22 protein-coding genes are annotated in these 26,070 nt (G+C 74.1%); 5 read left to right on the top strand and 17 right to left on the bottom strand.

Annotated features, from left to right (window positions below):
* Positions 1 to 88: 88 nt before the first annotated feature.
* The 10 genes from ACFWI8_RS24220 to fdh form a co-directional block, all read right to left on the bottom strand.
* Entirely contained in the window at positions 89 to 862 is a 774-nt protein-coding gene (locus ACFWI8_RS24220; RefSeq protein ID WP_311595633.1) for an enoyl-CoA hydratase, read from the bottom strand.
* A 27-nt stretch (positions 863 to 889) separates the two neighbouring features.
* Positions 890 to 2,185, bottom strand: coding sequence for a hypothetical protein (locus tag ACFWI8_RS24215; protein WP_387095080.1), 1,296 nt, complete (start codon positions 2,183 to 2,185; stop codon positions 890 to 892).
* Positions 2,182 to 3,783 carry an amino acid adenylation domain-containing protein gene (locus tag ACFWI8_RS24210; protein WP_387095078.1) on the bottom strand — a complete coding sequence of 534 codons (1,602 nt, stop codon included), beginning with the start codon at positions 3,781 to 3,783 and terminating at the stop codon, positions 2,182 to 2,184. The genes ACFWI8_RS24215 and ACFWI8_RS24210 overlap by 4 nt, the downstream gene beginning before the upstream one ends.
* 184 nt (positions 3,784 to 3,967) lie before the next feature.
* Complete coding sequence (locus ACFWI8_RS24205) at positions 3,968 to 5,389, bottom strand: amino acid permease (protein WP_387095076.1); 1,422 nt, start codon at positions 5,387 to 5,389, stop codon at positions 3,968 to 3,970.
* A gap of 183 nt (positions 5,390 to 5,572) precedes the next feature.
* Positions 5,573 to 6,709 (bottom strand): cation diffusion facilitator family transporter, encoded by a 1,137-nt coding sequence (locus tag ACFWI8_RS24200; protein ID WP_387095074.1) that lies wholly within the window; start codon positions 6,707 to 6,709, stop codon positions 5,573 to 5,575.
* 134 nt (positions 6,710 to 6,843) lie between these two features.
* Positions 6,844 to 7,341 (bottom strand): DUF5709 domain-containing protein, encoded by a 498-nt coding sequence (locus ACFWI8_RS24195; protein ID WP_387095073.1) that lies wholly within the window; start codon positions 7,339 to 7,341, stop codon positions 6,844 to 6,846.
* Between the two features lie 21 nt (positions 7,342 to 7,362).
* A complete protein-coding gene (locus tag ACFWI8_RS24190) occupies positions 7,363 to 8,505 on the bottom strand; it encodes a glutathione-independent formaldehyde dehydrogenase (protein WP_387095071.1) in 1,143 nt (380 codons plus the stop codon).
* A 48-nt stretch (positions 8,506 to 8,553) separates the two neighbouring features.
* Entirely contained in the window at positions 8,554 to 9,642 is a 1,089-nt protein-coding gene (gene nrfD / locus ACFWI8_RS24185) for an NrfD/PsrC family molybdoenzyme membrane anchor subunit (protein WP_387095069.1), read from the bottom strand.
* Complete coding sequence (locus ACFWI8_RS24180; protein ID WP_387095067.1) at positions 9,639 to 10,595, bottom strand: 4Fe-4S dicluster domain-containing protein; 957 nt, start codon at positions 10,593 to 10,595, stop codon at positions 9,639 to 9,641. Before ACFWI8_RS24180 ends, nrfD begins: the two co-directional genes overlap by 4 nt.
* A gap of 3 nt (positions 10,596 to 10,598) precedes the next feature.
* Complete coding sequence (fdh, locus tag ACFWI8_RS24175) at positions 10,599 to 13,853, bottom strand: formate dehydrogenase (protein ID WP_387095065.1); 3,255 nt, start codon at positions 13,851 to 13,853, stop codon at positions 10,599 to 10,601.
* Between the two features lie 203 nt (positions 13,854 to 14,056).
* Between fdh and mgrA the strand changes: the two genes are divergently transcribed.
* Both mgrA and ACFWI8_RS24165 read left to right on the top strand, forming a co-directional pair.
* Positions 14,057 to 15,052, top strand: a complete 996-nt coding sequence (mgrA, locus tag ACFWI8_RS24170; RefSeq protein WP_387095063.1) for an L-glyceraldehyde 3-phosphate reductase — start codon at positions 14,057 to 14,059, stop codon at positions 15,050 to 15,052.
* Between the two features lie 214 nt (positions 15,053 to 15,266).
* Positions 15,267 to 16,256: a Gfo/Idh/MocA family protein gene (locus ACFWI8_RS24165; RefSeq protein ID WP_387095061.1), complete on the top strand. Its 990-nt coding sequence runs from the start codon at positions 15,267 to 15,269 to the stop codon at positions 16,254 to 16,256.
* Positions 16,257 to 16,277: 21 nt separating this feature from the next.
* Here ACFWI8_RS24165 and ACFWI8_RS24160 read toward each other — a convergent pair whose 3' ends face one another.
* Genes ACFWI8_RS24160 through ACFWI8_RS24140 form a run of 5 tightly spaced genes read right to left on the bottom strand, consistent with a single transcriptional unit; the run spans position 16,278 to position 20,685 of the window.
* Positions 16,278 to 17,564: a GNAT family N-acetyltransferase gene (locus ACFWI8_RS24160; RefSeq protein ID WP_387095059.1), complete on the bottom strand. Its 1,287-nt coding sequence runs from the start codon at positions 17,562 to 17,564 to the stop codon at positions 16,278 to 16,280.
* 45 nt (positions 17,565 to 17,609) lie between these two features.
* Positions 17,610 to 18,092, bottom strand: coding sequence for an NUDIX hydrolase (locus tag ACFWI8_RS24155; protein WP_387095057.1), 483 nt, complete (start codon positions 18,090 to 18,092; stop codon positions 17,610 to 17,612).
* A 25-nt stretch (positions 18,093 to 18,117) separates the two neighbouring features.
* Entirely contained in the window at positions 18,118 to 18,849 is a 732-nt protein-coding gene (locus ACFWI8_RS24150) for an FAD:protein FMN transferase (RefSeq protein ID WP_387095055.1), read from the bottom strand.
* Between the two features lie 28 nt (positions 18,850 to 18,877).
* Entirely contained in the window at positions 18,878 to 19,306 is a 429-nt protein-coding gene (locus ACFWI8_RS24145) for an FMN-binding protein (RefSeq protein ID WP_387095053.1), read from the bottom strand.
* Positions 19,307 to 19,341: 35 nt separating this feature from the next.
* Positions 19,342 to 20,685 (bottom strand): ferric reductase-like transmembrane domain-containing protein, encoded by a 1,344-nt coding sequence (locus ACFWI8_RS24140; protein ID WP_387095052.1) that lies wholly within the window; start codon positions 20,683 to 20,685, stop codon positions 19,342 to 19,344.
* 148 nt (positions 20,686 to 20,833) lie between these two features.
* Here ACFWI8_RS24140 and ACFWI8_RS24135 point away from each other — a divergent pair, with 148 nt between their 5' ends.
* Positions 20,834 to 21,568: a response regulator transcription factor gene (locus tag ACFWI8_RS24135; RefSeq protein ID WP_387095050.1), complete on the top strand. Its 735-nt coding sequence runs from the start codon at positions 20,834 to 20,836 to the stop codon at positions 21,566 to 21,568.
* Positions 21,565 to 23,022, top strand: a complete 1,458-nt coding sequence (locus ACFWI8_RS24130) for a sensor histidine kinase (RefSeq protein ID WP_387095048.1) — start codon at positions 21,565 to 21,567, stop codon at positions 23,020 to 23,022. Before ACFWI8_RS24135 ends, ACFWI8_RS24130 begins: the two co-directional genes overlap by 4 nt.
* Here ACFWI8_RS24130 and ACFWI8_RS24125 read toward each other — a convergent pair.
* Positions 23,009 to 24,337 carry a PLP-dependent aminotransferase family protein gene (locus tag ACFWI8_RS24125; RefSeq protein ID WP_387095046.1) on the bottom strand — a complete coding sequence of 443 codons (1,329 nt, stop codon included), beginning with the start codon at positions 24,335 to 24,337 and terminating at the stop codon, positions 23,009 to 23,011. The two genes, ACFWI8_RS24130 and ACFWI8_RS24125, sit on opposite strands and share 14 nt — an antisense overlap.
* 127 nt (positions 24,338 to 24,464) lie before the next feature.
* On the opposite strand from ACFWI8_RS24125, the gene ACFWI8_RS24120 reads away from it, so the two are divergent.
* Positions 24,465 to 25,313, top strand: coding sequence for an alpha/beta fold hydrolase (locus tag ACFWI8_RS24120; RefSeq protein ID WP_387095044.1), 849 nt, complete (start codon positions 24,465 to 24,467; stop codon positions 25,311 to 25,313).
* On the opposite strand, the gene ACFWI8_RS24115 is transcribed toward ACFWI8_RS24120, so the two are convergent.
* Positions 25,289 to 26,044, bottom strand: coding sequence for a GntR family transcriptional regulator (locus tag ACFWI8_RS24115; protein ID WP_387095042.1), 756 nt, complete (start codon positions 26,042 to 26,044; stop codon positions 25,289 to 25,291). The genes ACFWI8_RS24120 and ACFWI8_RS24115 overlap by 25 nt on opposite strands.
* Positions 26,045 to 26,070 lie beyond the last annotated feature (26 nt).

The raw sequence follows: 26,070 nt of genomic DNA, 5'->3' as shown, positions 1-26,070 counted from the left end.
CGGCGCCTTGCGGGTCTTCCGGCCCTTCGCCTATTAGCGGGGGGGGGCGCCGGCGGGGGGGGGTGGCCGCGCCCGGCCGACGGGCCGCTCAGCGGCCGGTGAACTCCGGCGGGCGCTTCTCCAGGAAGGCCCGCATCCCCTCCTTCTGGTCCTCGGTCGCGAACAGCGCGTGGAACACCCGGCGTTCGTAGCGGACGCCCTCGGCGAGGCCCAGTTCGAGTGCCCGGTCCACGGCCTCCCGGGCGGCGCGCACCGCCGGCCGACTGTGGGAGGCGATGGTGCGGGCCACCGCGAACGCCTCCGCCAGCAACCGGTCGGCCGGCACCACCCGGGCGACCAGGCCCGAGCGTTCGGCCTCCGCGGCGTCCATGGTGCGGCCGGTGAGGATCAGGTCCATGGCCTTCGCCTTGCCGACCAGGCGGGTCAGCCGCTGGGTGCCGCCGATGCCCGGGATCACGCCGAGTCTGATCTCCGGCTGCCCGAACACCGCGGTGTCGGCGGCGATCACCGTGTCGCACAGCATGGCCAGCTCGCAGCCGCCGCCCAGCGCGTAGCCGGCGACGGCCGCCACCTTAGGGGTGCGCAGCGCGGCGAGCCGTTCCCAGCCGGCGAAGTAGTCGTCGGCGGCCATCTCTGGCGCGGTGCGCTCCGCCATCTCCCGGATGTCGGCGCCGGCCGCGAAGACGCGCTCGGAGCCGGTGAGCAGGAAGCAGCCGACGTCCGGGTCGTCGTCCAGGGAGGCGAGCAGGGTGGTGAGTTCGGTCATCAGCTCGCTGTTGAGCGCGTTGAGCACCGCCGGGCGGTGCAGGCGGACGGTGACGACACGCTCGTCCCGTTCCACCTTCAGGTGGTCGAGGTGCATGGGGTTACCTCCGGTGGGGGAGTGCGGTCAGGAGTCCCAGATCGCGCCGTAGGCCGGGATGCCGCGCCGTTCCAGGCCGTGCACGACGCGCCAGGTGAGGCTCTTGTTGGAGATGCAGATGACCGCCTCCGCGCCGAAGTCGCGGTAGGCGGCGTAGGCCAGGGCCACCATGTCGGGCTTGCCGTGCTCGGTGGTGTCCCAGATGCGGGCGTCCGGCTGGACGGCCAGGATCTCGTCCACCAGCGCGTCGCCGTAGGTCAGCCGGGGGGTGCGGGTGGCCCAGACCAGCAGCGACGGCACCTGGCGGGCCAGCAGGTGCGGCAGGCAGGGCCCGATGCCGCTGCCGGTGGCCACGTAGACGACCCGGGTGAACAGCGTCTCGATGTTGGCGACCCCGGCCGTGGTGATCCCCTTCACCCACACGTGGTCAGGACGGTCGTCGATGAAGGCGCCCGTCCAGTCGCCGGCCCGGGAGATGGTCAGTCGGAACCCGCTCCGCCCGGGCGACGGCACGTTGGCGAACGAGTGCCACTCCAGCAGCGGGCGGCGGCTGATCGCGGTCGACGAGCCGGCGAACGGCGTCACCCCGTGGTCGAAGTGCGCCAGCACCACATGGTTCGAGGGCCGCTCGACCGTCACCGGCACCCGGCGCAGCCGGAGCCAGGGCAGCGCGACGCTGGCCGTGACCAGTGCCAGCGCCCAGAGTTCGGGCGCCGCGAGCGGCGACCCCCCGCGCTCCCGCAGGACCAGCGCGGTCTGGACCCAGAACAGCAGCAGCACCGACCAGCCGCCGAACCGGTGGATCCGCTCGAAGCGGTCGTGATGTCGGGCGCGGAACGGCGGCAGCGCGGTGGCCACCAGCAGCACCAGCAGCGCGCCGAGCGCGATCGACACCGCCACGGTGGCCGCCGGCGCGCCGTCGACGACCAGGACCGGCAGCAGGGCGAGGAACCAGGCGGTGCCGGCCGTGGTGCCGCCGACGTGCAGCCCGCCGAAGTGGTAGACCTTCGCCAGCGTCCAGCGGATCCTGAGCGGCCAGGTCACCGGGGCCCGGGTGGCGAGCCTGAACAGCGCGTTGATGACGTACTGCTGGCGCACCACCACGGCGAGCGTGAGGTTGGCCAGCGCGGCGTAGGAGATCGAGCGGGCCGAGAGTCCTTCGCCGTCCGCGAGACCCTGGCCGAGCGCGGCCAGGTTGACTGTCCAGACCAGCGCGACCAGCCGGTTGTGGTGGCTCAGCCGCGGGTGCTTGAGCACCCGGCGGGGCCAGGGGATGAGCGGCGGCAGTGGCGCGACGGCGGCATCACGCACCGGGGCCGTCACGACGCCGCCCCGTGCAGCTCGGTGGCGTGCGCGGCCGGCTCGGCGAGGCGGGCGGCCAGCCGCAGCAGCTCCGGCTTGTCGATCTTGCCGCGGGAGGTCCTCGGCAGTACGTCCAGCGGGTACACGGCGGCCGGCACGCAGTAGTAGGGCAGCGCCGCCGCGACGGCGCGGCGGGCCGCGGCGGGGGAGAGGTCGCCCGGGGAGACGAAGGAGACCAGGGTACGGTCGTCCAGCCTGACGGTGGCGGCCCTGGCGCAGCCCGGCAGCGACTCGAGCACCGCGGAGACCGAGTCGAGCTCCACCCGGAAGCCGCGGACCTTGACCTGGTCGTCGGTCCTGCCCAGGTGTTCGAGCTCGCCGTCGGGGGTCCAACGGCCAAGGTCCCGGGTGCGGAACATCAGCCGCCCGGTGCCGAGGAACGGGTCGAGGGCGTAACGCTCCCCGGTGAGCTCCGGGTTGTCCAGGTAGCCGGCGGATATCCCGGCGCCGCCGGCCCACATCTCGCCCACCTCGCCGATCGGGCAGGGCAGACGCCGCTCGTCCAGCACGTACACGGTGTTGTTCGGGGTCGGCCGGCCGATGGTGAGCCGGGCGGCCGAGGGCCGGTGCAGCTGCATCGTGTTGACGATGGTGGTCTCGGTGGGGCCGCAGCCGTTGTAGAAGGCACAGCGCCGCGCCCAGCGGTCGGCGAGCGCCCGGGGGCACGGCTCGCCGGCCACCGCCACGGTCCTGATCCGCCGGCACCGGTCGGGGTCGAGGGCGCTGAGGATGGTGGGGGTGGCGATGACGACGTGGCAGTCCCGGACGGCCCGGGCGATCTCCCGCCCTCTGATGACCAGGGTGGCGCCGTGGCTGAGCGCCCCCAGGATCTCCCAGGCGGCCATGTCGAAGGCGATGTTGAGGATCTGCGCCACCCGGTCGCCGGGCCGGATGCCGAGGTCGCCCGGTTGGGTGAGCAGCAGGTTGCAGACGTTGCGGTGGGTGACGGTCACGCCGTTGGGCCGGCCCGTGGTCCCCGAGGTGAAGAGCACGTAGCAGCCGTCGTCGGGCTCTGCGGCCGGCCGGGTCGGTAAGTCGAGGCAGACGACGTCGGCCATCACCTCGTCGACGGCGAGGACCGTGTGGTCGTCCCCGGTGGGCACCAGGGCGCGGTGGCGGGACTCGGTCAGCACCACTCGGGCCGCGGTGGCCCGCCGCACGTGGTCCAGCTGGGCGGCCGGGGCGGTGCCGACGTCCTGCGGCACGTAGGCGGCGCCGGCCTTCAGCGTGGCGAGCAGCCCGACCAGCATCGGGATCGAGCGACGCAGGAAGAGACAGACCCGGTCGCCGGGGCCGACGCCGTGCCCGGCGAGCAGGGCGGCGAGCCGGTCGGCCTGCCGGTTGAGCTCTCCGTAGCTGATGGTCGCGCCCTGGTGCTCGGCGGCGACGGCGAGCGGGCGCCGCGCCGCCTGTTCCTCGAAGGCGTGGTGGATGTGGGAGTGGGGCACGGGCCGCAGCGGGCCCTGGCCGAAGGCCCTGAACAGCCGGCGGTCGTGGCCGTCGAGCCGACGCAGCGCGGGCGACAGGGCCCGGATCTCGGGCACTGGGGAATGGTCCATGATGGGGAATGCCTTTCTGGTGTCACAACGTGAAACAACCCGAAACGCACCGGCGGGAAGGGCTTTCCTCCGCCGTAGATCACACAGATCCACCCAGCCCCATGGGTAACCTCATGGCTCGCTCTGAACGGTCTCAGACTTTCGTCAAAATTGGAACTACGCCGTTCCCGGGCCCCAACTTCCCCTAGTGCGCCGCCAGTTCGGCCTGGGGTGGGCCGCCGGTCGTCGGCAGGTCCCGGCCCCGGCGCATGACGCCCCAGCCGAGCAGCAGGCAGGCCGCCCAGACCGCGCCCACATAGAGCGAGATCCTGGCGTCCTCGTCGACGCCCATCAGCACGCCCACCAGCAGCAGCGCCAGCAGCGCGACCACGCTCGCCACCGCGCCGCCCGGGGCCGGGAACGACGAGGCGGGCAGCCGGCCGGCGAGCACGCCGTGCCGGTAGCGCAGGTGGCTGACGAGGATCATCGACCAGGTCCACAGGCCGCAGGCGGTGGCCACCGAGGTGACATAGCCGAAGGCCTTCTCCGGCACCAGGTAGTTGAGCACCACGCCGATGCCCATCAGCGCGACCGAGACGGTGATCCCGAACGCGGGGGACTGGCGACCGTTGAGCCGGCCGAACCGGGCCGGCGCCTCGCCGTTGGCGGACAGGTCGCGCAGCATCCGGCCGGTCGAGTACATGCCGGAGTTGCAGGAGGAGAGGGCCGCGGTGAGGACCACGAAGTTGACCACGGCGGCGCCGAACGGCAGCCCGATCGCGGCGAACGCGGCGACGAACGGACTGACCCCGGCGTCGAACTCGGTCCACCGCACCACGGCCAGGATGACGGTGAGCGAGCCCACGTAGAACAGCGCGATCCGCCAGGGCAGCGTGTTGATCGCGCGCGGCAGCGAGCGCTCCGGATCGGCGCTCTCACCCGCGGTGACCCCCACCAGCTCGATGGCGATGTAGGCGAACATCACGCCCTGCAACGTCAGCAGGCTGGAGCCGACGCCATTGGGGAAGAAGCCGTCGTGCGACCAGAGGTTGGAGACCGTGGCGGTCTCCCCGGCCTGCGAGAAGCCGAAGGTGAGCACCCCGAGGCCGATGACGATCATGCCGATGATCGCGGTGACCTTCACCATCGAGAACCAGAACTCGATCTCGCCGAAGAGCCGCACCGAGAGCAGGTTGGCCCCGAAGAGCAGCACCAGGAAGACCAGGGCGCTCACCCACTGCGGGATCTCGGGGAACCAGTAGTGGACGTAGATGGCCGCGGCCGTCAGCTCGGCCATGCCGGTGACCACCCACAGCAGCCAGTACGTCCAGCCGGTGGCGTAGCCGAAGAACGGGCCGAGGAACTCCCTGGCGTACTCGGCGAAGCTGCCGGAGACCGGCCGGTACAGCAGCAGCTCGCCCAGCGCCCGCATGATCACGAAGACGACGCAGCCGGCCAGCGCGTACATCAGGACGAGGCTCGGCCCCGCCTTGGCGATGTTGGCCCCGGCCCCCATGAAGAGACCGACACCGATGGCACCGCCGATGGCGATCATCTGCACCTGACGGCTCCCGAGGCCGCGGTGGTAGCCCTCGTCGGTGCCCGGTGGATCCTCGTGTGTCGTCATTGGCCGCATCACTCCCGGTCTCGCCTCTGCGCCGCGTGTGTCGAGGCGACGGAACGGCGCGCGCTATGCCGGAAAGGATACTGTTTGGCCGCTTTCGCCCGTGCGGTGATCGGCCGCCCCGCCGGCATGGGTCGGCCCGCGCCCCGGGCGGGGCGCGGGCCGACCGTCCGCGCTCTCCCGGTCTCAGCGGGACGCCTCCGCGTGGTGTGCCAGCTGGGCGTGCGGGTCGGGGGTCCCCGCTGCCGGCGCCGGATCGGCGTGGACCAGGGCGGCGGTGAGCTTGGGGACGGCGTGGAGCAGGGCGTGCTCGGCCTCGACGGTGACGTCGTGCGCCTCGCGGACGCTGAGCCGGCCGTCGACCACGACGGCCACCTCGGCGCGGAGCTTGTGGCCGATCCAGCGCATCCGGAGTTCGCCGACCTCGACGACGCCGGGCACCTCGGTGAGCGCGGTCTCGGCGCCGTCGACGAGTTCCGGGTCGACGGCGTCCATGATGCGGCGGAACACCTCGCGGGCGGCGTCGCGCAGCACCATCAGGATGGCCACGGTGATCAGCAGGCCGACGATCGGGTCGGCGAGCTGCCAGCCGACCGCGGCGCCGCCGGCGCTGAGCAGCACGGCGAGCGAGGTGAAGCCGTCGGTGCGGGCGTGCAGCCCGTCGGCGACCAGCGCCGCCGAGCCGATCTCCCGGCCGATCCGGATGCGGTAGCGGGCCACCCACTCGTTGCCGATGAAGCCGACCACGGCGGCCGCGGCGACGGCGGGGATGTGAGTCATGTCCTGGGGGTTGACGAGCCGGTCGATCGCCGTCCAGGCGGCGAGCGCGGCGGAGGCGGTGATCGTCAGCACGATGACGATGCCGGCCAGGTCCTCGGCGCGGCCGTAGCCGTAGGTGAAGCGGCGGGTGACGGCGCGGCGGCCCAGAAGGAAGGCGATGCCCAGCGGCACGGCCGTCAGCGCGTCGGCGAAGTTGTGGATGGTGTCGCCGAGCAGCGCGACCGAGCCGGAGATGACGACGATGACGACCTGGAAGATCGCGGTGACGCCGAGCACGACCAGTGAGATCCACAGCGCGCGCATGCCGCGGGCCGAGGACTCCAGGGCGTTGTCGATCTTGTCGGACGACTCGTGGGAGTGCGGCTTAACCAGGTGGGTCAGCTCGTGCCGCAGCCTGGCCAGCCGCCCACCGCCGTGGTCGTGGTCGTGCGCGTGGCCCTCGTGCCCGTGGTCGTGGCCGTCGTGCGCATGTCCGTGGTCGTGGTGGTCGTGCGCGGGTGTGGCGTGCTCTGGTCCGTGGTCATGGGTGTGCGATGCGCTCACAACGAGCCCTTTCGACGCGCCGCCGTGCTCGGCGGAGTGGGCACGGGGCGTGCCCCCACCCCATTATGTGCATATGAACGCACGCATGCATCTATTAACTGCGCACCGTTCGCAGTCGCGAAAGCCTCGCCGCGCTACTCGCCCTCCTCGCGTGGCTCCTCGCCGAGCTCCGCGATGACGTGGACGGCCGCCTCCTCCGCCGAGGCGGCGCCGCCGTCGATGCCCATGTCCTGGGCCGAGGGGCCGTCGCCGCCGCGCAGCGGGTACCGCTCGTCCACCTTGACGAGACGTCCCGCCCGCGCGTCGCCGACCTCGTCGTCCACCGGCTCGCCCGCCATCCCCGGCTGGTCGCCGATGCCGTCGCCCTCGGGCTCGGCGACCTCGGGCATCTCCTCGTCCAGGCGTTGGTCGAGGGACTCCCGGTCGTGTTGCTCCCTGGCCGTCGTCCCGTGGCGGCTCACCGCGAACGGTCGTTCCGGTGGCGAGTAGCCCTGGTCCAGCGTCTCGTCCTGCCGCGGCTCGTCGAGCGCGTTGTCCAGGTCGACGTCCACGGGGTTGTCGTCCTGGTCGTCGTCGGCTCGTGGCGGCTGGTAGACCTCGTCGCCCATTTCCTCCTCCGGCGTGGTCGACATTTCGCCTCCTCCCGGGGCGGGTCAGCCGTGCAGGCCCGGTTTCAGCAGGACCTTCGTCCAGCCGTCCACCCGCTTGTCGAACCGGTCGTACGCCAGCGGCGCCTGATCGAGCGGCAGTCGGTGGGAGACCACGAAGCTCGGGGTCGCCCGGCCGGCGGTGATCAGGTCCCGCAGCTGCCGGTTGTACGCCTTGACGTTCGCCTGCCCGGAGCCCATCCGCAGCCCCTTCTCGAAGAAGCGGCCCATCGCGAACGGCAGTTCGCCGTGCTTGGCGCTCTCGCTCGGGCCGCCCGGGTCGGACGGCACGTAGAGCCCGACCACGCCCAGCATCCCGGTCGGCCTGACGGCCTCGACCAGGGTGTTGAGCACCATCGCCGGCTGCTCCTCGCCCTCTCGCACCGTGGCCTGGTAGCCCACCGCGTCGATGCCCTTGTCGGTGCCCTGGCCGTCGGTGTGCTCCCTGATCTGCTCCGCCGCGTCGCCGCGCGTGTAGTCGATCGGGGTGGCGCCGATCTGCTCGGCGAGTCGCAGCCGGTCCCGCTGCCGGTCCACGACGAACACCCGGGAGGCGCCGCGCAGCAGCGCCGAGTACGCCGCCATCAGGCCGACGGGCCCGGCGCCGAAGACGCAGACCGAGTCGCCGGGGCTGACCTCGGCCAACTCGGTGGCGTGGTAGCCGGTGGGGAAGATGTCCGCGAGCAGCGCGAAGTCGTCCTCGTGCTCGTTGCCCCTGGGCAGCTGGAGGCAGTTGAAGTCCGCGAACGGCACCCGCAGGTACTCGGCCTGGCCGCCCCGGTAGGGCCCCATCGAGACATAGCCGTAGGCGCCGCCGGCGAAGCCCTGGTTGACGGTCAGGCAGAAGCCGGTCCGCCCGGCCAGGCAGTTCCTGCAGAACCCGCACGCCACGTTGAACGGCAGGACCACGCGGTCGCCCTTCCGCACCGTGGCCACGCCCGAGCCGACCTCCTCGACGACCCCCATGTTCTCGTGGCCGAAGACGATGCCGGACTCCGCGCCCGTTCTGCCCTCGTACATGTGCAGGTCGGAGCCGCAGATCGCACTGGTGGTGATGCGGATGACGACATCGGTCGGCGCCTCGATCCGCGCGTCCGCCACCTCGTCGACCGACACGGCGTAGGGCTCGTGGTAAACGACCGCCTTCATCAGCTACCTCCCCGGGCGTGGGGTTCGATATAAGCGCTTTGTTCTATTTTATGCGTCCGAGGGCGGCCCGGCGACCTCGCCGCCGGCCGTACCACCGTCCAGGACGGCCCGCACCCCGGCCGCCTGCTCGGCCAGTCCTGACCTGGCCGCCAGCCGCGCACGCTGCGGCAGCACCGTGTACCTGGGGTCACGGGCCGAGGCCAGGCCCGCGTGGAAGATCCCGAACCTGGTGCACGCCGAGGACGCGAGCAGCGCCGCCCCCGACACCGCCGCCACGGCCCTGCTCCGCCCGCCGAACAGCCAGCCGGCCGCCGCGCCCGCCACGCCCAACCGCCGCGCGGCGGCGAGCAGCCGCCCGGCCGTGCCGCCCTCGTAGGTCTCCGCCACCACGCCGGCGCGCCGCCGGGCGCCCCGCAGCGCCGCCAGCTCGGCCACCGTGCCGAGCACCGCGGCCCGCCTGGCGGGCCGGTTCTCGGCGCGCGACCCGGCGAGCAGCGCCATCCCGGCCGCGGCCGCCGCCGCCGAGCCCACGAACACGTACGGCAGCTCACGGTGGGCCGTGTGCCAGGCAGGCACCGCGGTGTCCGCGATCAACACGCCGGTGTAGGCCGCCACCGCCGGGCCCAGGCAGGCGGCGCCCGCGGTCGCCGCCCGGCCGGCGCGCGGCGCCCGGCCGGTCAGCTCGCTCACGGCGGCCGCGCCGGCCAGCGGCCCGTAGCCGGCCAGCAGCCAGGAACCGACGCTCATCGGCGAGGTCGGCTTCACCACCCGCAGCATGTTGCCGAACCGTTCGGGACGGCCCAGGTCGTTGACCAGCGCCGCCACCGAGAGGGAGATGGCGCCGAGCGAGCTCAGCTTCATCGCCCGCGCGGTGGCCGCCCTGCCGGTCAGCTGCGCCCCGGCCGCCAGCACCGAGCCCGCGCCGGCGAGCCCGCCGAGGAACAGGTAGCCGGCGATGTCCCGGGGCTCCCACGCGGGGGCCTTGATCACCGGACGACCGTAGTAGGACTCCGCGGGCACCGGCCGGTCCCCACGTCCGCGCTGCGCGGCCCGACCGTCGAGCCCGCCCCCGAACAGCGCTTCCCGGCCCGGCCGTACCCCCGCAAGGCCCTCGCGCCTGACTTCCGCCTCGCTCATCGACCGCTCCTTCCCGACGTCCTGCTCCTCCGGCCAGCGAAGACGGCCGCCAGGCCGCCGAGCAGGGCCAGCGCCGCCGTCCCCGCGTGGCGCCACATCACCGGCAGGTCCCTGGTGGTCACCACCGGGTCCGGCGGCAGCCCGTACACCTCGGGCTCGTCAAGCAGCAGGAAGAAGGCGCCGTCGCCGCCCACCCCGTCCGCCGGGTCGGCTCCGTAGAGCCTGGCGTCCGGCACGCCGGTCTCCCGCAGCCGCGTCACCCTGGCCGCCGCCCGCTCCCGCAGTTCGTCGAGGGGGCCGAACTGGATGGAGTCGGTGGGGCAGGCCTTGGCGCAGGCCGGTTCCTGCCCCGCGCCGAGCCGGTCGTAGCAGAGCGTGCACTTCCAGGCCCGGCCGTCGCCCTCCCGCTGCTCGATCACCCCGTACGGGCAGGCCGGCACGCAGTAGCCGCAGCCGTTGCAGATGTCCTCCTGCACCACCACCGTGCCGAACTCGGTGCGGAACAGCGAGCCGGTGGGGCACACGTCGAGGCAGGCGGCGTGCGTGCAGTGCTTGCACACGTCCGAGGCCATCAGCCAGCGAAGGCCGCCGTCCCCGTCCCCCGCGGAGCCCTCGGCGGCCAGCGCCAGCACGTCGAGATCCGGGTGCTCGACCGCGGACCGCTGGCCGCCGAGCGGCCTGGTCTGCTCGACGAACGCCACGTGCCGCCAGGTCGAGGCGCCGAGCCCGCCGGTGTTGTCGTAGCTCATCCCGGTCAGCGGCCCGCCGTCCGCCGGGACGGCGTTCCACTCCTTGCAGGCCACCTCGCACGCCTTGCAGCCGATGCACACCGACGTGTCGGTGAAGAACCCGACGCGCGGCGGCGCGTCGGCGTGCCCGGCGTCGGCCGCCACCTCGGGCTCGGGCCCGGACAGCAACCGTCGCCACCGACCCTCGCGTTCGGCCGTCGTCATGGGTCAGACCTCCAGTCCGGTTCGCGGGGAGAGGCGGGCGCGCCGCCGGTAGTCGTCGAGCAGGGCGCGGAGCTCCGGGCCGCGCGGGCGCCGCCCGGGCCTGATGTCCGCGGTCAGCGCCTTCACCTCCTGGATGTGGACGTTGGGGTCGAGCACGATCGAGGTCAGCTCGTTGGCGGCGTCGCCGCGGCTGAGCCCGTTGGACCCCCAGTGGTAGGGCAGCCCGATCTGGTACACCGTCCTGCCGGCGGCGCGCAGCGGCCCCATCCGGGCCGTGACGTGCACCCGGGCCTCGATCGCGCCGCGCGCGGTGACCACGGTCGCCCAGCCGCCGTGCGCGAGCCCGCGCTCGGCCGCCAGCTCGGGGGAGACCTCGCAGAACATCTCCGGCTGCAGCTCCACCAGGTAGGGCGACCAGCGGGTCATCCCGCCGGCCGTGAAGTGCTCGGTGAGCCGGTAGGTGGTCACCACGTAGGGGAAGACCCCGGCGCCCGGCTCGTCGGGCGCCGGGTGGTACTCGTTGCCCTCGCGCGGGAACGTCATCCGCACCGGCGAGCGGTCGTGCTCGGGGTGCAGCGGGTTGCCGAACGGCGAGTCCTGCGGCTCGTAGTGCGTCGGCAGCGGCCCGTCCACGAGCCCGGCCGGCGCGAACAGCCAGCCCTTGCCGTCGCCCTGCATGATGAACGCGTCGTCGCCGCTCAGCGCCGCCACACCCGAAGCGTCCTCCGCCGGCACGTGGTCGGGGGCCAGGCCCTCGGGGAAGTCGGGCACGTCGTGCCCCGTCCACCGGCCGGCCGCCGGGTCCCACCACACATACGCCTTGCGCTCGCTCCACGGACGGCCGTCCGGCGCCGCCGAGGCGCGGTTGTACAGCACCCGGCGGTTGGCGGGCCAGGCCCACGCCCACTCGGCCGCCACCCAGTCCTGCTCGTCGCCGGGGCGGCGCCGCGCCGCCTGGTTGACGCCGTCCGCGTACACCCCGCAGTAGATCCAGCAGCCGCAGGAGGTCGAGCCGTCGTCGCGCAGCTCGGTGTACGAGGACAGCGGCGCGCCGTCGGGGCCGCGCCCGTTGATCTCGGCCAGCACCGCGTCGGCGATCGGCTCCGCGGTCGGCCCGTCGGTCGGGTAGTCCCAGGCCAGGTCGAGGAAGAGCCGGTCGGCCGGGTCGGTGGAGCCGGCCAGCTTCTCCCTGATCCGCCGGCCCAGGTGGTAGGCGAACCACAGGTCGCTGCGCGCGTCGCCGGCCGGCTCGACCGCCTTGTGGTGCCACTGCAGCCAGCGGTTGGTGTTGGTGAACGAGCCGGACTTCTCGGTGTGCGCGGCCGCCGGGAAGAAGAACACCTCGGTGGCGATGTCCTCGGTGCGCAGCTCGCCGTTCTCGATCTCGGGACCGTCCCGCCACCAGGTCGCCGACTCGATCAGCGAGAAGTCCCTGACCACCAGCCAGTCGAGGTTGGCCATGCCGAGCCGCTGCAGACGGGCGTTGGCCGAGCCGACCGCCGGGTTCTCGCCGAACAGGAAGTAGCCCTTGCAGTCGCCGTCCAGCTGCGCCATCACCGTGTCGTAGGTGCTGTGCGAGCCGGTGATCCGCGGCAGATGGTCGAAGCAGTAGTCGTTCTCGGCGGTGGCCGCCTCGCCGTAGTAGGACTTCAGCAGGCTCACCACGTACGACCGCGCCTCGGCCCAGAAGCCCTTGCGGGTGCGCACCGTGTCCACGAAGGAGTCCAGGTCCCGGTGGCGGTGCGCCTGCGGCATCGGGATGTAGCCGGGCAGCAGGTTGAACAGGGTCGGGATGTCGCTCGAGCCCTGGATACTGGCGTGGCCGCGCAGCGCCTGGATGCCGCCGCCGGGGCGCCCGATGTTGCCGAGCAGCAGCTGGAGCACGCAGGCGGCCCTGATGTACTGGGCGCCGACCGAGTGCTGGGTCCAGCCGACGGCGTAGGCGAAGGCGCTGGTGCGGTCGGGGCCCGAGTTGGTGGTGAGGGCGTCGCAGACCCGCGCGAAGGTGGCGGGGTCCACGCCGCAGACCCGCTCCACCATCTCCGGCGTGTAACGGGCGTAGTGGCGCCTGAGGATCTGGTAGACGCAGCGCGGGTCGGTCAGCGTCTCGTCCCGCTGGACGCGAGGCTGCACCCGGGCGCCGCCCGAGCCGTGCGACTCGGCGCCGCCGGCGTGTTGCTGAGCGGCCAGCTCCGAGGTGGTGCCCGGCTGGGCCTGTGGGCTGCCGGCCGGCGCCCGCACCGTGTCGCCCGCGTAGCGCCAGCTGGCGGGGTCGTAGTGCCGGCGCTCCTCGTCGAGCCCGGAGAAGACCCCGGCCAGGTCCTCGGTGTCCTGGAACTCCTCGGCGACGATCGTCGCGGCGTTGGTGTACGCGAGCACGTACTCGCGGAAGTCCCTGCCCTCGGTCAGCACGTGGTTGATCAGCCCGCCGAGGAAGGCGATGTCGCTGCCGGCCCTGATCGGCACGTGCAGGTCGGCCAGGGCGCTGGTCCTGGTGAACCTGGGGTCGACGTGGACGATGGTGGCGCCGCGCGCCTTGGCCTCCATCACCCACTGGAAGCCGACCGGATGGCACTCGGCGAAGTTGGAGCCCTGGATCACCACGCAGTCGGAGTTCTGCAGGTCCTGCATGAAGGTGGTGGCGCCGCCCCGGCCGAAGGAGGTGCCGAGGCCCGCGACGGTGGCGCTGTGGCAGACCCGGGCCTGGTTCTCGATCTGCACCACGCCGAGGCCGGTGAGGAGCTTCTTGATCAGGTAGTTCTCCTCGTTGTCCAGCACCGCGCCGCCCAGGCTGGCGATGCCGAGGGCGCGTGCCACCCGGTCGCCGTTCTCCTCCCACCGCCAGGTCTCGCGGCGGGTCCTGATCACCCGGTCGGCCACCATGTCCATGGCGGTGTCCAGGTCGAGCGGCTCCCAGTCGGTGGCGCCCGGGCGCCGGTGGAGCACCTGGTGGCGGCGGGCCTCGCCGGTGACGAGCTGGAGGGTGGCCGCGCCCTTGGGGCAGAGCCGGCCGCGGCTGACCGGGGAGTTCGGGTCGCCCTCGATCTGGGTGACCCGGCCGTCCTTGACGTAGACCTGCTGGCCGCAGCCCACCGCGCAGTAGGGGCAGACGGAGGACACCACCCGGTCGGCGGTCGCGGTCCGGGGTCGCAGCCGCTCGGTGGCCCGGGACTTCGCGGCGGCGCCGCGGCCGAGCGGGTCACCGCCCGTCAGTTGCCGGTACACCGGCCACTCCTGGATCCAGCGGCGCGTGCCCATCCCAGGTCCCTTCCCTTCGGGTGTCCCAGGGTCAGTTTCCCGTTCCGGGCATATTTACCGACTTGCGCCGGATATCCACCCGATTGCGTCATCGAGGCGGGGGTGTCGCGGGGGTGTCGCGGGAGTTCCGTAACCGGTTGTGTTGCTGACACGGCGTATGACAGGATGCCGCGATTCGATCGCCACTCGACCCTGGAGCTTCCGTGACCCACGTCGCCGCCGAGGCCCGCTACGAGGACATGCCCTACCGGCGGAGCGGCAGGTCGGGGCTGCGGCTGCCCGCCGTCTCCCTCGGTCTCTGGCACAACTTCGGGGACGGCAATCCACTGGAGACGCAACGCGCCATCCTGCGGCGGGCGTTCGACCTCGGGGTCACCCACTTCGACCTGGCCAACAACTACGGCCCGCCGCCCGGCGCCGCCGAGCGCAACTTCGGCCGGATATTCGCGGCCGACCTGCGGCGCTACCGCGACGAGATCATCGTCTCGAGCAAGGCCGGGTACCACATGTGGTCCGGGCCCTACGGCGAATGGGGCTCCCGCAAGAACCTGCTGGCCAGCCTCGACCAGAGCCTGGGGCGGCTCGGCCTGGAGTACGTGGACGTCTTCTACTCCCACCGACCCGACCCGGACACCCCGCTCGAGGAGACCATGGGCGCGCTAAACGCCGCGGTCCGGCAGGGCAAGGCGCTCTACGTCGGGATCTCCAACTACTCGGCGGCCCAGACCCGGGAGGCCGCCCGCATCCTGCGCGAGCTCGGCACCCCGCTGCTGATCCACCAGCCCTCCTACTCGATGCTCAACCGCTGGGTGGAGGAGGACGGCCTGCTGGACGCGCTTGACGAGGTCGGCGCCGGCTCCATCGTCTTCTCGCCGCTGGCCCAGGGCCTGCTGACCGACCGCTACCTGGGGGGTGTCCCCGAGGGCTCGCGCGCCGCGGGCGAGAGCCCCTTCCTCTCCCGCGCCGGCATCACCCCCGAGTACCTGGCCAAGGCCAAGAAGCTCGACGAGATCGCCGGCGCGCGCGGCCAGAGCCTGGCCCAGCTGGCCATCGCGTGGGTGCTGCGGGGCGGCCGGGTCACCTCGGCGCTGGTCGGGGCGAGCAGCGTGGCCCAACTGGAGGACAACGTGGCGGCGGTCCGGAACCTCGACTTCACCGAGGAGGAGCTGGCCGCGATCGAGGCGACGCTGGCGGAGTAGCAAGCCTGCCCCGCCGTGCGGCTGGTGCCAAGCGGGCAAACCGCCACCAGCTGCACGGTGGGGTCGGACGCTCCCTTTCAACGTTGCATATTTTCCCCGGGAGTTACTTCACTAAGCTATCGAAGTTGCCTAGAGTGGTGGGAGCCGTCCGCACCGTGAGCATCCGCGCACGGTCAGCTCGACCCGTTCGACCACACCGACCAGGGGGCGCACAGTGACGAGGAGGACCCGGTACGCGTTGATCGGCACCGGCGACCGGGCGCGTGCCTACGTACGCGCCCTGCTCCACGAGCACCGCGAGCCGGCCGAGCTGATCGCGCTGCTCGACGCCGTCCCCGTCCACCTGGACCGCTTCGAGGACTACATCCGTGGCCTCGCCGCGGACGGCAGATCACCGGTGCGCTACGGCGCCGGCGGCCTCGAGCGGATGATCGACGAGCAGAAGATCGACCGGGTCATCCTCACCACGCCCGACCCCACCCACGCCGACCTGACCTGCCGCTCCCTGCTCGCCGGCGCGGACGTGATCGTGGAACCCCCGCTGACCATGGACGACGCCGGCGCCCGGCGGATCGCCTCGGCCATCGAGGCCAGCGGCCGCGAGGTCGTGGTCGCCTTCAACCAGCGCCACGCCCCGGCCAACACCGCCCTGCGTGAGCTGCTTTCGGCGGGCGGGGTCGGCCGGATCACCGCCGTGCGGGCGGAGTGGCCATCGGGGCGTGACCCGCTGCTCGCCCAGGCGTCCCACCACTTCGACCTCGTCAACTGGTGGCTCGACGACGTCCCGGCGAGGGTCTCCGCCACCGCGGGCGACGACCTGCCGCTCGCCGTGACCGTCGCCTACCGGGGCGGCGCCACGCTGCACTACACCCGCCGTGCCGAGGACGAACCCCTGCGGCTGGTGGTCGACGGCACCGAGGGCACCGTAGAGCTGGCGCGCGAGGAGCGGCTGACCCTGCGCCGTCACGGCGTGGCGGAGGCTCAGGAGGTGCCGATCGCCGGGCCGGCGACCGACGCCGACGCTGACGCCGACACCCGGCTCTTCCACGCGCTGTTCCGCCCACGGGAGACCGAGCCGCCGGTGCCGCGCGTCCCCGACGTGACGGCCGGCCTCAACGCCGCGGCGATCGGCGCCGCCGCCGTCCGGTCCCTCGCGGCCGGCCTGCCCGTCGACATCGCGGAGCTCGACCCGGCCGTCCCCTGAGGTCGGGCCGGGGCCGCGTGCTCAGGCCACCGGCCAGATCTCCGGAGGAACGGCCGGGAACCCCGCCGCGAGGAACGCCTCGGCGGCCGGATCGTGCACGATCACGTCCGGCCAGAGGTCCAGCGCTTCCCCGAGACCCCGGTTGCCGAGCAGCAGGTGGAGCAGGGCCGCCGGCGGGACCGCGACGTGGGGCGTCGCGGCGTCCCGCCGCGGCTCGGCGCGCGCCGAGACCGGCGCGCCGTCGGCGAAGCGCAGCGTGATCCACTGGTGGTAGGTGTCGATCACCATGGTCTCGCCTGGCCAGCGCAGGTCCTGCTCCCGCCAGCGCCGGGCGACGACGGGCAGCCAGTGGTCGAGCAGGGCGGCCGGATCGCCGGTGCGCGCGTACCAGGCCCGTGGACGCCGGAAGACGCCGGGCGAGGCGGAGCGCGCCAGCGGGTGGGCGGCGGGCAGCAGCAGCCGCAGCGACGTGAAGGGACGCTGCGGGGTGGCCGCCGCGGCGCCCGCCTCGGCGAGCCGGCGCCGCATGCCGGGCACGGCCAGCGGCCACAGCCCCTGGTCGGCGCAGACGGCGGCCAACACGGGCAGGGAGCCGTCGGTGCCGAGGCGCAGGCCGTGGACCAGGTAGCCGGCCACCGCCCCGGCGGCGTCGAGCACCGCCATGACCCCGCGCCGGACCGTGGAGTCGGGCCGGTGCCCGGAGATCTCGTGGGCCCAGACGCGCTCGTCCCGGGGGCAGGCCAGGACGTCCCGACGCGCCACGGTCTCGTCGACACGGGCCAGGGCGGGGGCGTCCGCGGGCACGGCCGGGCGGATCAGGATTCCGGCGGCGTGCGACGCCGGTGGCTCGGCGAGCTCCGCGGCCGGGATGTCCCGGGCGTCCCCGGGGCGGAGCGCGTAGTCGTAGCCGAAGCGGCGGTAGAAGTAGGAGATCCCCTCGATCACCTGGAGCGCGGTCCCGTCGCGCGAGCACCGGGCGTGCAGTGCGTCGAGCAGGCGGCCGGCCAGCCGCTGTCCGCGGTGGCCGGGGTCGGTGCCGACGAGCTCGGGCTGTGTCACGGGCAGCCGGACGCCGCCGAAGGTCCACGTCTGCCGGATCCCGAGCAGGGCGGCGACGATCCCCGTCCCGTCGGCCCGTTCGGCGACCAGGAAGTCGTCGGGCCGCACGCGCGGATGGCCCTCGAAGAGGTCGCGGGTCCATGATCCGATGCCGGGATACGGGTGCACGGCCTCGTTGAGCTCCGCGCACCGGTCGATGTCGGCCGGACGCCCCGGGCGGATGATGTAAGGGTCACCTATGGATTGCACGGGCTACATCCTCGCCAGTGGGACCGCTTCCCACAAGGGGTGCCGTCACGGCGCGACCGGCACATAGCCCAGGTCGACGGGGGCGTGTGACGGGGCGTCGGCGAGGAGGTCGGGGAGCTGCGGGGGCCACACGGGCTCGGCCGTGGGGGCGGAGAGATCGGCCGGGGACCACCAGCGCCAGGCGAGAATGCCGTCGGCGGCGTGCGACGCGGTGAGGTCGCCGAGCGGGTCGCGGCGCGGGGCGTGGGTCAGGAAGATGACCTCGTGCTGGCGCACCGGGACCCCGGCCCGGGTGAAGTCGTGGATCCAGGTGCAGAGCACCCGGTCGGTATCGAGCGGGACGTCGGCCCAGCCGGTCTCCTCGCGCAGCTCGCGGACGGCCGCCCGGAGGTGTGACTCGCCGGGGTCGAGGCCGCCGCCCGGCAGCGCCCAGTGCACGCCGACCTCCTCGTTGTCGTAGCGGAGGAGGAACACCGCCCCGTCGGGGGCCACGACGGCGACCCTGGCCGCCTCTCTCGGGGTTCGCATGCGCCCATCCTCCCAACCGCCCGGCTCAGGCGAGGGACCGCCCGTGGGCCGCGAAGCCCGAGGTCTGCCACACCTCGCCGGCACGGGTGACGGCGATGGCCTCGTGGCCGTCGAGGCCCTCGATCCAGTCGCGGGCCTCGCGGCCCATCGCGAAGGCCGCGGTGGCGCAGGCGTCGGTCGGGGTGAGGCGGTCGCCGACCAGGGTGAGGGAGAGCAGTTCGGTGACCGGCGTGCCCCGGTGCGGGTCGACGATGTGGGCGCCACGCTCGGCCGTGCCCGAGGTGGCGACCGCGAAGTCGCGGCCCTCCAGCACCGCGAGCAGCTCGCCGGGGCGCGCCGGGTGCGCGACGCCGACCCGCCACGGCACCCCGGGCCCGGCCTCGCCAAGCAGCTGGAGGTCGCCACCGCCGTTGACGTAGACGTCGGCCGCGCCCGCCGCGCGCACCAGCGCCGCGGCCCGTTCCACGGCCCAGCCCTTGACCATCCCGGACGGGTCGAGGACGCCGCTCGCGGTGTCGCTGAACCAGCCGCCGCTGCGCCGCTCCACCTCCGCGCAGAGGCCGAGCACCTCGGCCACCTCGGGCGGGCAGTCGGCCAGGGTGGTCTCGCCCCTGGCCAGCCGGCTGACCGCGCTGTCCTCGCGGTAGGTGGAGAAGACGGCATCGACCCGGTGCAGCCAGGTCACGGCGTCGCGCAGCGCCCGGCGGACGGGCGGCGTGCCCGGCGAGCGCACGTCGAACGAGAAGACCGTGCCCATGACCCGCTCCACGTGGCGGGTCCCCGACTCAGCCACCGGCCTGGTCCAGGGCGCTCTGCAGGGACTCCACGTACCCGGCGCTGGTGTAGCTGGCACCGGAGACCGCGTCGATGTGGGCGCTCTGGGCACTGAGCGTCTCCTGGGTGAGCTTCGGCACCGCGTAGGCGCTGATCTCCTGGTCGCGACCGTTCTCCGACGGGGCCCGGAGCACCTCGACGTCGGTGATCCGCCCCTGGTCGAGGGTGACGGCGACCTGCACGGGCCCGTACTGGGTGGTCACGACGTCGCCGGTGAAGGTGCCGGTCGGCTCCGGCGCGGTGCCGGGCGAGGCGTCGGCCGACGGCGGGTCGCTCGGTGGCGGGGCGGTCGCGGCGGGCGGTGACTGGTGCGGCTTGAGGGACAGCAGCAGCACCACGCCCGCGACGGTCGTCACGGTGGCGGCGGCCATACGGCGCATGGCGGCGACTCCTCTCCTGGGCGTCGGTGGGTGGGTCAGAAGGCGAACGACTCGTGGTGGATGCGGCGCCTGGCCACGCCGGCCCCCCGCAGGGCGCGTACCGCGGCGTCCGTCATCCCCGGCGGACCGCACAGGAACACGTCGTGCTCGGCCAGATCGGGCACCAGCCGCGAGAGGCCCTCCGGGGTCAGCGGCACGGGATGGCCGTCCGGCCCGCCGACCGAGTAGTGCACGGCGGCCCCGCGCCGCGCCGCGACGGCGTCGAGTTCGGCGCGCAGCGCGAGGTCCTCGGGGCGACGCGCCCGGTACAGGAGCGTCACCTGCCCGGGCAGGGTCTCGAACAGGGTCCGCAGCGGCGTGATGCCGACTCCTCCGGCGAGCAGCAGCGACTTGCCGGTGGTGCGCCGGGCGGCGGTCAGCCCGCCGTAGGGGCCCTCGACCCAGACCCGGGTACCGGGCCTGAGACGGGCCAGCGCGGCGCTGTGTCGCCCGACCGCCTTCACGGTGATGCGGAGCTGGTCGCCTCTGGGGGGCGCGGAGAGCGAGTAGGGGCTGGCGGTCCACCACAGGCCGGGGGCCAGGAACCGCCAGCGGAGGAACTGGCCCGGTTCGGCGCGCAGTTCGGGCAGCCGGTGGCCGGTCAGGTAGACGGAGACCACGCCCGGACCCTCCCGCAGCACCCCGGCCACCCGCAGCCGGTGGCGCAGCGAGCGGCGCACCGGCAGCAGGAAGCGGTACCAGAGCAGCAGCCCTGCCACGCCGAGGTAGAGCGCGTACCAGGCGGCCCTGGCGGCCGGTGCGGCCACGAACTCGGCGCCGTTGGCCAGCTGGTGGCCGAAGGCCAGGAAGATCGCCAGATAGGTGAGGAAGTGCAGGTAGTGCCACGTCTCGTAGCGCATCCTGCGCCGTGCCGCCCGAACCGAGACGACGCCGGTGACCACCAGCAGCACGCAGCCGATCAGGCACTTCACCATGTCCGGGTAGTCGAGGACCAGGTCGGTCGTCTGGCTGACCACGTTCCGGTGGGTGGTGAGCGCGTAGCCGCAGACCGTCAGCGCCGCGTGCGCCACGACGAGCGAGACGGCGTACCTGCCGCCCATCGCGTGCCAGCGGGCCAGCCGGTCGGTGCCGACGTTCCGGTCGAGCAGCGGAACCCGGGCCATCAGCGCCAGCAGAACGGCGCAGGCGTAACCGGCCAGCAGCCCGGTGACCCGGCCGGCGTTCGTCAGCCACCCGGCGGGCCCGACGACGGCCTCGGTGTTCGCCCACCACAGGGCGACCACCGCCGCGGCGCCGCCCCAGGCCAGCAGCTGGGCCAGGAACGGCACGAGCCGGGTGGTGCCGGGCAGCCGGGGCGCTCGGTGGACGGCCGTTGCCATGTCGCTCCTCTCTTCGCCGGTTTCGCGCCAGGCTGCCAGCGCTCCCTCTGAGAACCCTCTGAGCCGGCGGGCCGCCCCCGGACTCAGAGGGAACCCAGAGCCGGCACGGCCGGCGCGCCGGCCGTCCGCGCGCGATGCTTGAGACACCATGCAGAACCACAGCACCGCCCTCCACCTGCGCAGACCCGACGGCGAACCGGTCCGCGTGCTGGTCGTCGACGACGAGCCCGACCTGGTCGAGGTGCTGACCGGGGCGTTCGGCTACGAGGGCTGGGAGGTGCGGTCCGCGCCGGACGGTGCCACCGCCCTGGCCCTGGCGCGCGCCTTCCGACCGGACGCCGTCGTCCTCGACTGGATGCTCCCGGACAGCGACGGACTCGCGGTGCTGCGCGCCCTGCGCGCCGACCTCGGTCACGTCTGCGTGCTCTTCCTGACCGCCAGGGACTCCGTCGAGGACCGGATCGCCGGCATCACCGCCGGGGGCGACGACTACGTGACCAAGCCCTTCAGCCTGGAGGAGGTGCTGGCCAGGCTGCGCGGACTGCTGCGCCGCGCCGGCATGGCCCGCGAGCCGGGCGGCGGCCGGCTCGCCGTCGGCGACCTGGTGCTCGACGAGGAGGCCAGGGAGGTGACCAGGGGCGGCCGGGCGGTGGAGCTCACCCGCACGGAGTTCGAACTGCTGCGGTACCTGATGCGCAACCCGCGCCGGGTGCTGTCCAAGGCACAGATCCTCGACCACGTCTGGTCCTACGACTTCGGCGGGCAGGCGCACGTCGTGGAGCTGTACATCAGCTACCTGCGCAGGAAGATCGACGCCGGCCGGTCGCCGCTGATCCACACCGTCCGGGGCGTCGGCTACGTCCTGCGGCCGGCCACGCCATGAGGACCCTGCGGGCCCGGCTCACCACCGGCCTGGTGCTGCTGGTCGGCGCCGTCTGCCTGGCGGTCGGCCTTACGACGGTGCCCGCGCTGCACGGCTACCTGTTCGACCGGCTCGACCAGCAGCTGGTCGCCACCCAGGGCCGGTTCGCCACCAGCCTGGAACAGCGCGAGAACCCGCCCGACCCGGACGACGCCGTCGACACCCGCGGCCAGGCCGAGCACACCCTGGGCGCCCGGCTCCAGGAGGGCAGCGCGCCGCGCGCCGCCGTGGTGCGCGACGACTCGGTGGCCGCCGTCACGCTCACCAGCGGCGACCGCGCCGCGCTCGCCGCGGTGCCGGTCGACGGGCAAGGACACAGCCTGACGCTGTCCGCCCTCGGCGACTACCGGGTGGTGGCCGTGGCGGGCGACGAGCGGGACGTGCTGATCACCGGCCTGCCGCTGCACGGCGTGCACGAGACCGTCGCGCACCTGAAGGTCGTCGAGGGCGTGGTCTTCGGCGTCGCCCTGCTGGTCGCCGGGGCGGCCGGCGCGTTCTGGGTGCGGCTCGCGCTGCGTCCGCTCGACCGGGTGGCGGCCACCGCGACCGAGGTCACCCGGCTGCCGCTGGCCAGCGGCGACGTGGCCATGCCGGCACCGGTGCCCGACCCCGATCCGCGCACCGAGGTGGGCCGGGTGGGTGTCGCCCTGAACCGGCTGCTGAGCCATGTGGGCCGGGCGCTGACCAGGCGGCAGGCCAGCGAGGAGCGGCTGCGCCGGTTCGCCGCCGACGCCAGCCACGAGCTGCGCACCCCGGTGGCGACGGTGCGCGGCCACGCCGAGCTCGCCCTGCGGCACCCGGAACCGCTCCCGGCCGAGGTCCGCAGGTCGCTGGAGCGGATCGCCGCCGAGGCCCGCCGCATGACGGGTCTCGTCGACGACCTGCTGCTCCTGGCCCGCCTCGACGCCGCCCAACCGCTGGCCAGGGAACCGGTCGACCTCAGCCGACTGGCCCTCGACGCCGTCGACGACGCCCGCGCCACGGGGCCCGACCACCGCTGGCTCCTCGACCTGCCGGAGCGCCCGGTCGTGGTCACCGGTGACCCGCACGGCCTGCAGCAGGTCGTCACCAACCTGCTGGCCAACGCCCGCGCCCACACCCCGCCCGGCACCGAGGTGGTGCTGCGGCTCGCCACCGGCCCCGAGGAAACCGAGCTGACCGTCACGGACAACGGCCCCGGCATCCCCGCCGAGTCGCGGTCCGAGGTCTTCCAACGCTTCGTGCGCGGCGCCCACACCAGAGCCGGCACGGGCGGCGGCTCTGGGCTCGGCCTCGCGATCGTCGCCGCCGTCGCCGCCGCCCACGGCGGCGCCGCGGAACTCACCAGCCGCCCGGGCCGGACGACCTTCCGCGTCCTCCTGCCCGCCGAGCCCCCGCCCCCTGCGGCGGAGGGCGGGGCGGTCACTCCGGCGTGAGGTCCTCCGGCGTGCCGCGGGCCAGGCCGGCCAACGTGTCGAGGGCCCGGGACAGCACGCCGGGCGCGGGCGACCCCAGGGCCAGCCGCACCGCGTTGGGGGCGTGGGCCGGGTCCACGGTGAAGGCCGCGCCGGGGGCCATGGCGATGCCGTGCCGGGCCGCGGCGGCGACGAAGGTCTCGGCGCGCCAGGGGGCGGGCAACTCCCACCAGCAGTGGTAGGCGCCGGGGTCGGCCGAGACGGCGAAGCCGGCGAGGCGGTCGGCGACGAGCCGTTGGCGCTCGGCCGCGTCGGCCCGCTTGGCGGCCTCCACGGCCGCCGCCGTGCCGTCCGTCAGCCACTGGGTGGCCGCCGCGAGCGCGAAGCCGGCCGCGGACCAGGCGCCGGAGCGCAGGGCGGCCGCGAAGCGCGGCGCGTCGCCCGGCGGGGCGACCAGGAAGCCCACGGTCAGGCCGGGGGCCAGCCGCTTGGAGAGGCTGTCGACGACCACCACCCGCTCCGGCGCGAGGGCGGCCAGCGGGGGGAGATCGGCGCGCAGGAATCCGTAGACGCTGTCCTCGACTGCGGTCAGGCCGGAGTGCCGTAGGACGGCGGCCAGTTCGGACCTGCGCTCGGGCGGCATGGTGGTGCCGAGCGGGTTGTGCACGGTCGGCTGGAGGTAGACGGCGCGCAGCGGGGGAGCGGTGGCCAGCGCGTCGGGCCGCAGCCCGTGCTCGTCCATGGCGAGTGGCACCAGGGCGATGCCGAGTCGCGCCGCGATCCCCTTGACCAGCGGGTAGGTGAACCGCTCGACCCCGAGCCGTTCGCCGGTGGGAACGAGCGCGGCGAGTGCGGCGGCCAGGGCGGCGCGGCCGCTGCCGGCGAACAGCAGGCGGTCGGGCTCCGGCGCCCAGCCGGCGCGGGACAGGTGTGCGGCGGCCGCCTCCCGGGCCGGGGTGGTGCCGGCCGCGGTGGTGGGCCGCAGCCCGGCGTCCAGCACGTCGGGCCGCGTCATCCTTGTCATGCCGGTGGCCAGCCGCTCCGACTGTCCAGGCAACACGGGGAAGTTGACCTCCAGGTCGACGCGGGCCGCGCCCGGCTCGGCCAGCGCGGGCTCGGCCGCCGGCGCGCCGGCCCTGACGAAGGTGCCCCGGCCGACCTCGCCCACGGCCAGGCCGCGCCGCACCAGCTCGCCGTAGACCCGGGCCGCGGTCGAGCCGGCGATGCCGTGCTGCCGCGCGAACCGCCGCTGCGGCGGCAGCCGTTCGCCCGGGCGAAGCCGGCCGGCGGCGATGTCGGCGGCGATCCGGTCGGCGATGCGCCGGTAGTCCTCCATCGGGGGCGGCCCTCTCCTGGTCGGAAAACGAACGAGATTGCTCCGAGAGCATTCTGAAGTATTGCACCGAGATAATGCGGTGCATAGCATCGAGATGTCAAGGCGCACGGCACGAAAGGACGCCGCGATGAGCACTGTCAACGTCAATGGCATCACCGTCGGTTACGAGGACGCCGGCGGGGACCGCCCGGACCTCACCCCGCTCCTGCTGGTGCACGGCCATCCCTTCGACCGCTCGATGTGGGCGCCCCAGCTCGCCACGTTCGCCGCCACCGGCCGCCGGGTGATCGCCCCCGACCTGCGCGGCTACGGCGAGAGCACCGTGGTGCCCGGCGTGGTCACCCTCACCGACCACGCGCGGGACCTCGCCGCGCTGCTCGACGCCCTCGACGTCCCGCGCTGCGTGCTCGGCGGCCTCTCCATGGGCGGGCAGATCGTCATGGAGTTCCAGCGGCTGTACCCCGGGCGCCCCGCCGCGCTGCTGCTCGCCGACACCTCGGCCGCCGCCGACACCGAGGACGGCCGGGCCTGGCGGCGCGCCACGGCGGACCGACTGCTCGCCGAGGGCATGGACGGCTACGCCCACGAGGTGCTGCCCCGGATGATGGCGCCGTACAACATCCAGGCGTTGCCCTCCGTCGCCGCCCACGTGCTGCGGATGATGCGTGGCGCCCACCCCGAGGGTGCGGCGGCCGCGCTGCGTGGCCGGGCGCTGCGCCCCGACTACCGGGCCACCCTGGCCGGGGTGACGGTGCCGACGCTGGTCCTGGTGGGCGCCGACGACGAGTTCACGCCGGTCATCGACGCGCAGGACATCCAGGGGCGGGTGGCCGGGGCGCGGCTCGTCGTCGTCCCGGGCGCCGGGCACCTGCCCAACCTGGAGCGCCCGGACGACGTCGACGCGGCCCTCGCCGACCTCCTCGCCGGCCTTCCGGCCCCGGCGGTCGCCGCTCAGCCGCCCACCGGGAACTCGTAGACGAGGCGGAAGCGGCTCGCCGGCACCACCAGGTCCGCCGTCTCCACGGCCCGGTCGCCGGCGTAGTAGGTGCGCTGCAGGGCCTGGACGTGCGCGCCGGCCGCGAGGCCGAGCCGCTCGGCCTCCTCCGGGGTGGCGGCCCGGCCCGTCACCGACTCGGTGGCCCGGTCCACCGTCACCCCGATGTGCGCCATCCGCGCCACCACCCCGTGGCCGGCCAGCGGCCCGGCGTCCGGCAGCGCCACCGGCGTGCCCTCGGTCAACGCCAGCGGCTCCCAGCTGCTGGAGAGCATGCCGGCCTCGCCGTCGGCCAGGAACGTGTACTCGCTGTGCACCACCGGCGCCTCCGGGTCGACGCCGAGCCGCTCGGCGATCTCGACGGGCGCCGGCAGCACGGCGGTGGCGACGCGCTCGCGGCTGCCGTCCGCCGCCCGCCCCGTGCCGTCGTCCGGCACGTAGAGGGTGCCGCCGAGCCGCTCGTCGTGCCAGGACCGCACGACGGCCCGCAGCGCGGTCGGCTCCCGGACGAAGACCCCGCTGCCGGCCCGCCCGTGTACCAGGCCCTCGGCCATGAGCAGCCGCACCGCCGAGATCGCCACGTTGGGGCCCACGCCGTGCGCCTCGGCCAGGGCCGCCCTGGACGGCAGGCGGGCGCCGGGCGGCAGCTCGCCCTCGACGATCCGGCGCCGCAGCTCGGCGGCCACCCGCAGATAGGCCGGGGTCTCAGACATGGTGCGGGGGCTCCCGTCGCGGTCGA

It is taken from the genome of Streptomyces sp. NPDC127098 (assembly GCF_042722465.1).
GTDB classification, from domain to species: domain Bacteria; phylum Actinomycetota; class Actinomycetes; order Streptomycetales; family Streptomycetaceae; genus Streptomyces; species Streptomyces millisiae.
Note: the sequence above shows the minus strand (reverse complement) of the source record. Positions and strands in the feature narration are given on the sequence as shown.

What these genes read in the sequence shown, in the direction of transcription:
- ACFWI8_RS24220 (WP_311595633.1), bottom strand. Translation starts at nt 862, where the DNA reads ATGCACCTCGACCACCTGAAGGTGGAACGGGACGAGCGTGTCGTCACC.
- ACFWI8_RS24210 (WP_387095078.1), bottom strand. Translation starts at nt 3,783, where the DNA reads ATGGACCATTCCCCAGTGCCCGAGATCCGGGCCCTGTCGCCCGCGCTG.
- ACFWI8_RS24205 (WP_387095076.1), bottom strand. Translation starts at nt 5,389, where the DNA reads ATGACGACACACGAGGATCCACCGGGCACCGACGAGGGCTACCACCGC.
- ACFWI8_RS24195 (WP_387095073.1), bottom strand. Translation starts at nt 7,341, where the DNA reads ATGTCGACCACGCCGGAGGAGGAAATGGGCGACGAGGTCTACCAGCCG.
- ACFWI8_RS24190 (WP_387095071.1), bottom strand. Translation starts at nt 8,505, where the DNA reads ATGAAGGCGGTCGTTTACCACGAGCCCTACGCCGTGTCGGTCGACGAG.
- nrfD (WP_387095069.1), bottom strand. Translation starts at nt 9,642, where the DNA reads ATGAGCGAGGCGGAAGTCAGGCGCGAGGGCCTTGCGGGGGTACGGCCG.
- ACFWI8_RS24180 (WP_387095067.1), bottom strand. Translation starts at nt 10,595, where the DNA reads ATGACGACGGCCGAACGCGAGGGTCGGTGGCGACGGTTGCTGTCCGGG.
- fdh (WP_387095065.1), bottom strand. Translation starts at nt 13,853, where the DNA reads ATGGGCACGCGCCGCTGGATCCAGGAGTGGCCGGTGTACCGGCAACTG.
- ACFWI8_RS24155 (WP_387095057.1), bottom strand. Translation starts at nt 18,092, where the DNA reads ATGCGAACCCCGAGAGAGGCGGCCAGGGTCGCCGTCGTGGCCCCCGAC.
- ACFWI8_RS24150 (WP_387095055.1), bottom strand. Translation starts at nt 18,849, where the DNA reads ATGGGCACGGTCTTCTCGTTCGACGTGCGCTCGCCGGGCACGCCGCCC.
- ACFWI8_RS24145 (WP_387095053.1), bottom strand. Translation starts at nt 19,306, where the DNA reads ATGCGCCGTATGGCCGCCGCCACCGTGACGACCGTCGCGGGCGTGGTG.
- ACFWI8_RS24140 (WP_387095052.1), bottom strand. Translation starts at nt 20,685, where the DNA reads ATGGCAACGGCCGTCCACCGAGCGCCCCGGCTGCCCGGCACCACCCGG.
- ACFWI8_RS24135 (WP_387095050.1), top strand. Translation starts at nt 20,834, where the DNA reads ATGCAGAACCACAGCACCGCCCTCCACCTGCGCAGACCCGACGGCGAA.
- ACFWI8_RS24130 (WP_387095048.1), top strand. Translation starts at nt 21,565, where the DNA reads ATGAGGACCCTGCGGGCCCGGCTCACCACCGGCCTGGTGCTGCTGGTC.
- ACFWI8_RS24125 (WP_387095046.1), bottom strand. Translation starts at nt 24,337, where the DNA reads ATGGAGGACTACCGGCGCATCGCCGACCGGATCGCCGCCGACATCGCC.
- ACFWI8_RS24120 (WP_387095044.1), top strand. Translation starts at nt 24,465, where the DNA reads ATGAGCACTGTCAACGTCAATGGCATCACCGTCGGTTACGAGGACGCC.
- ACFWI8_RS24115 (WP_387095042.1), bottom strand. Translation starts at nt 26,044, where the DNA reads ATGTCTGAGACCCCGGCCTATCTGCGGGTGGCCGCCGAGCTGCGGCGC.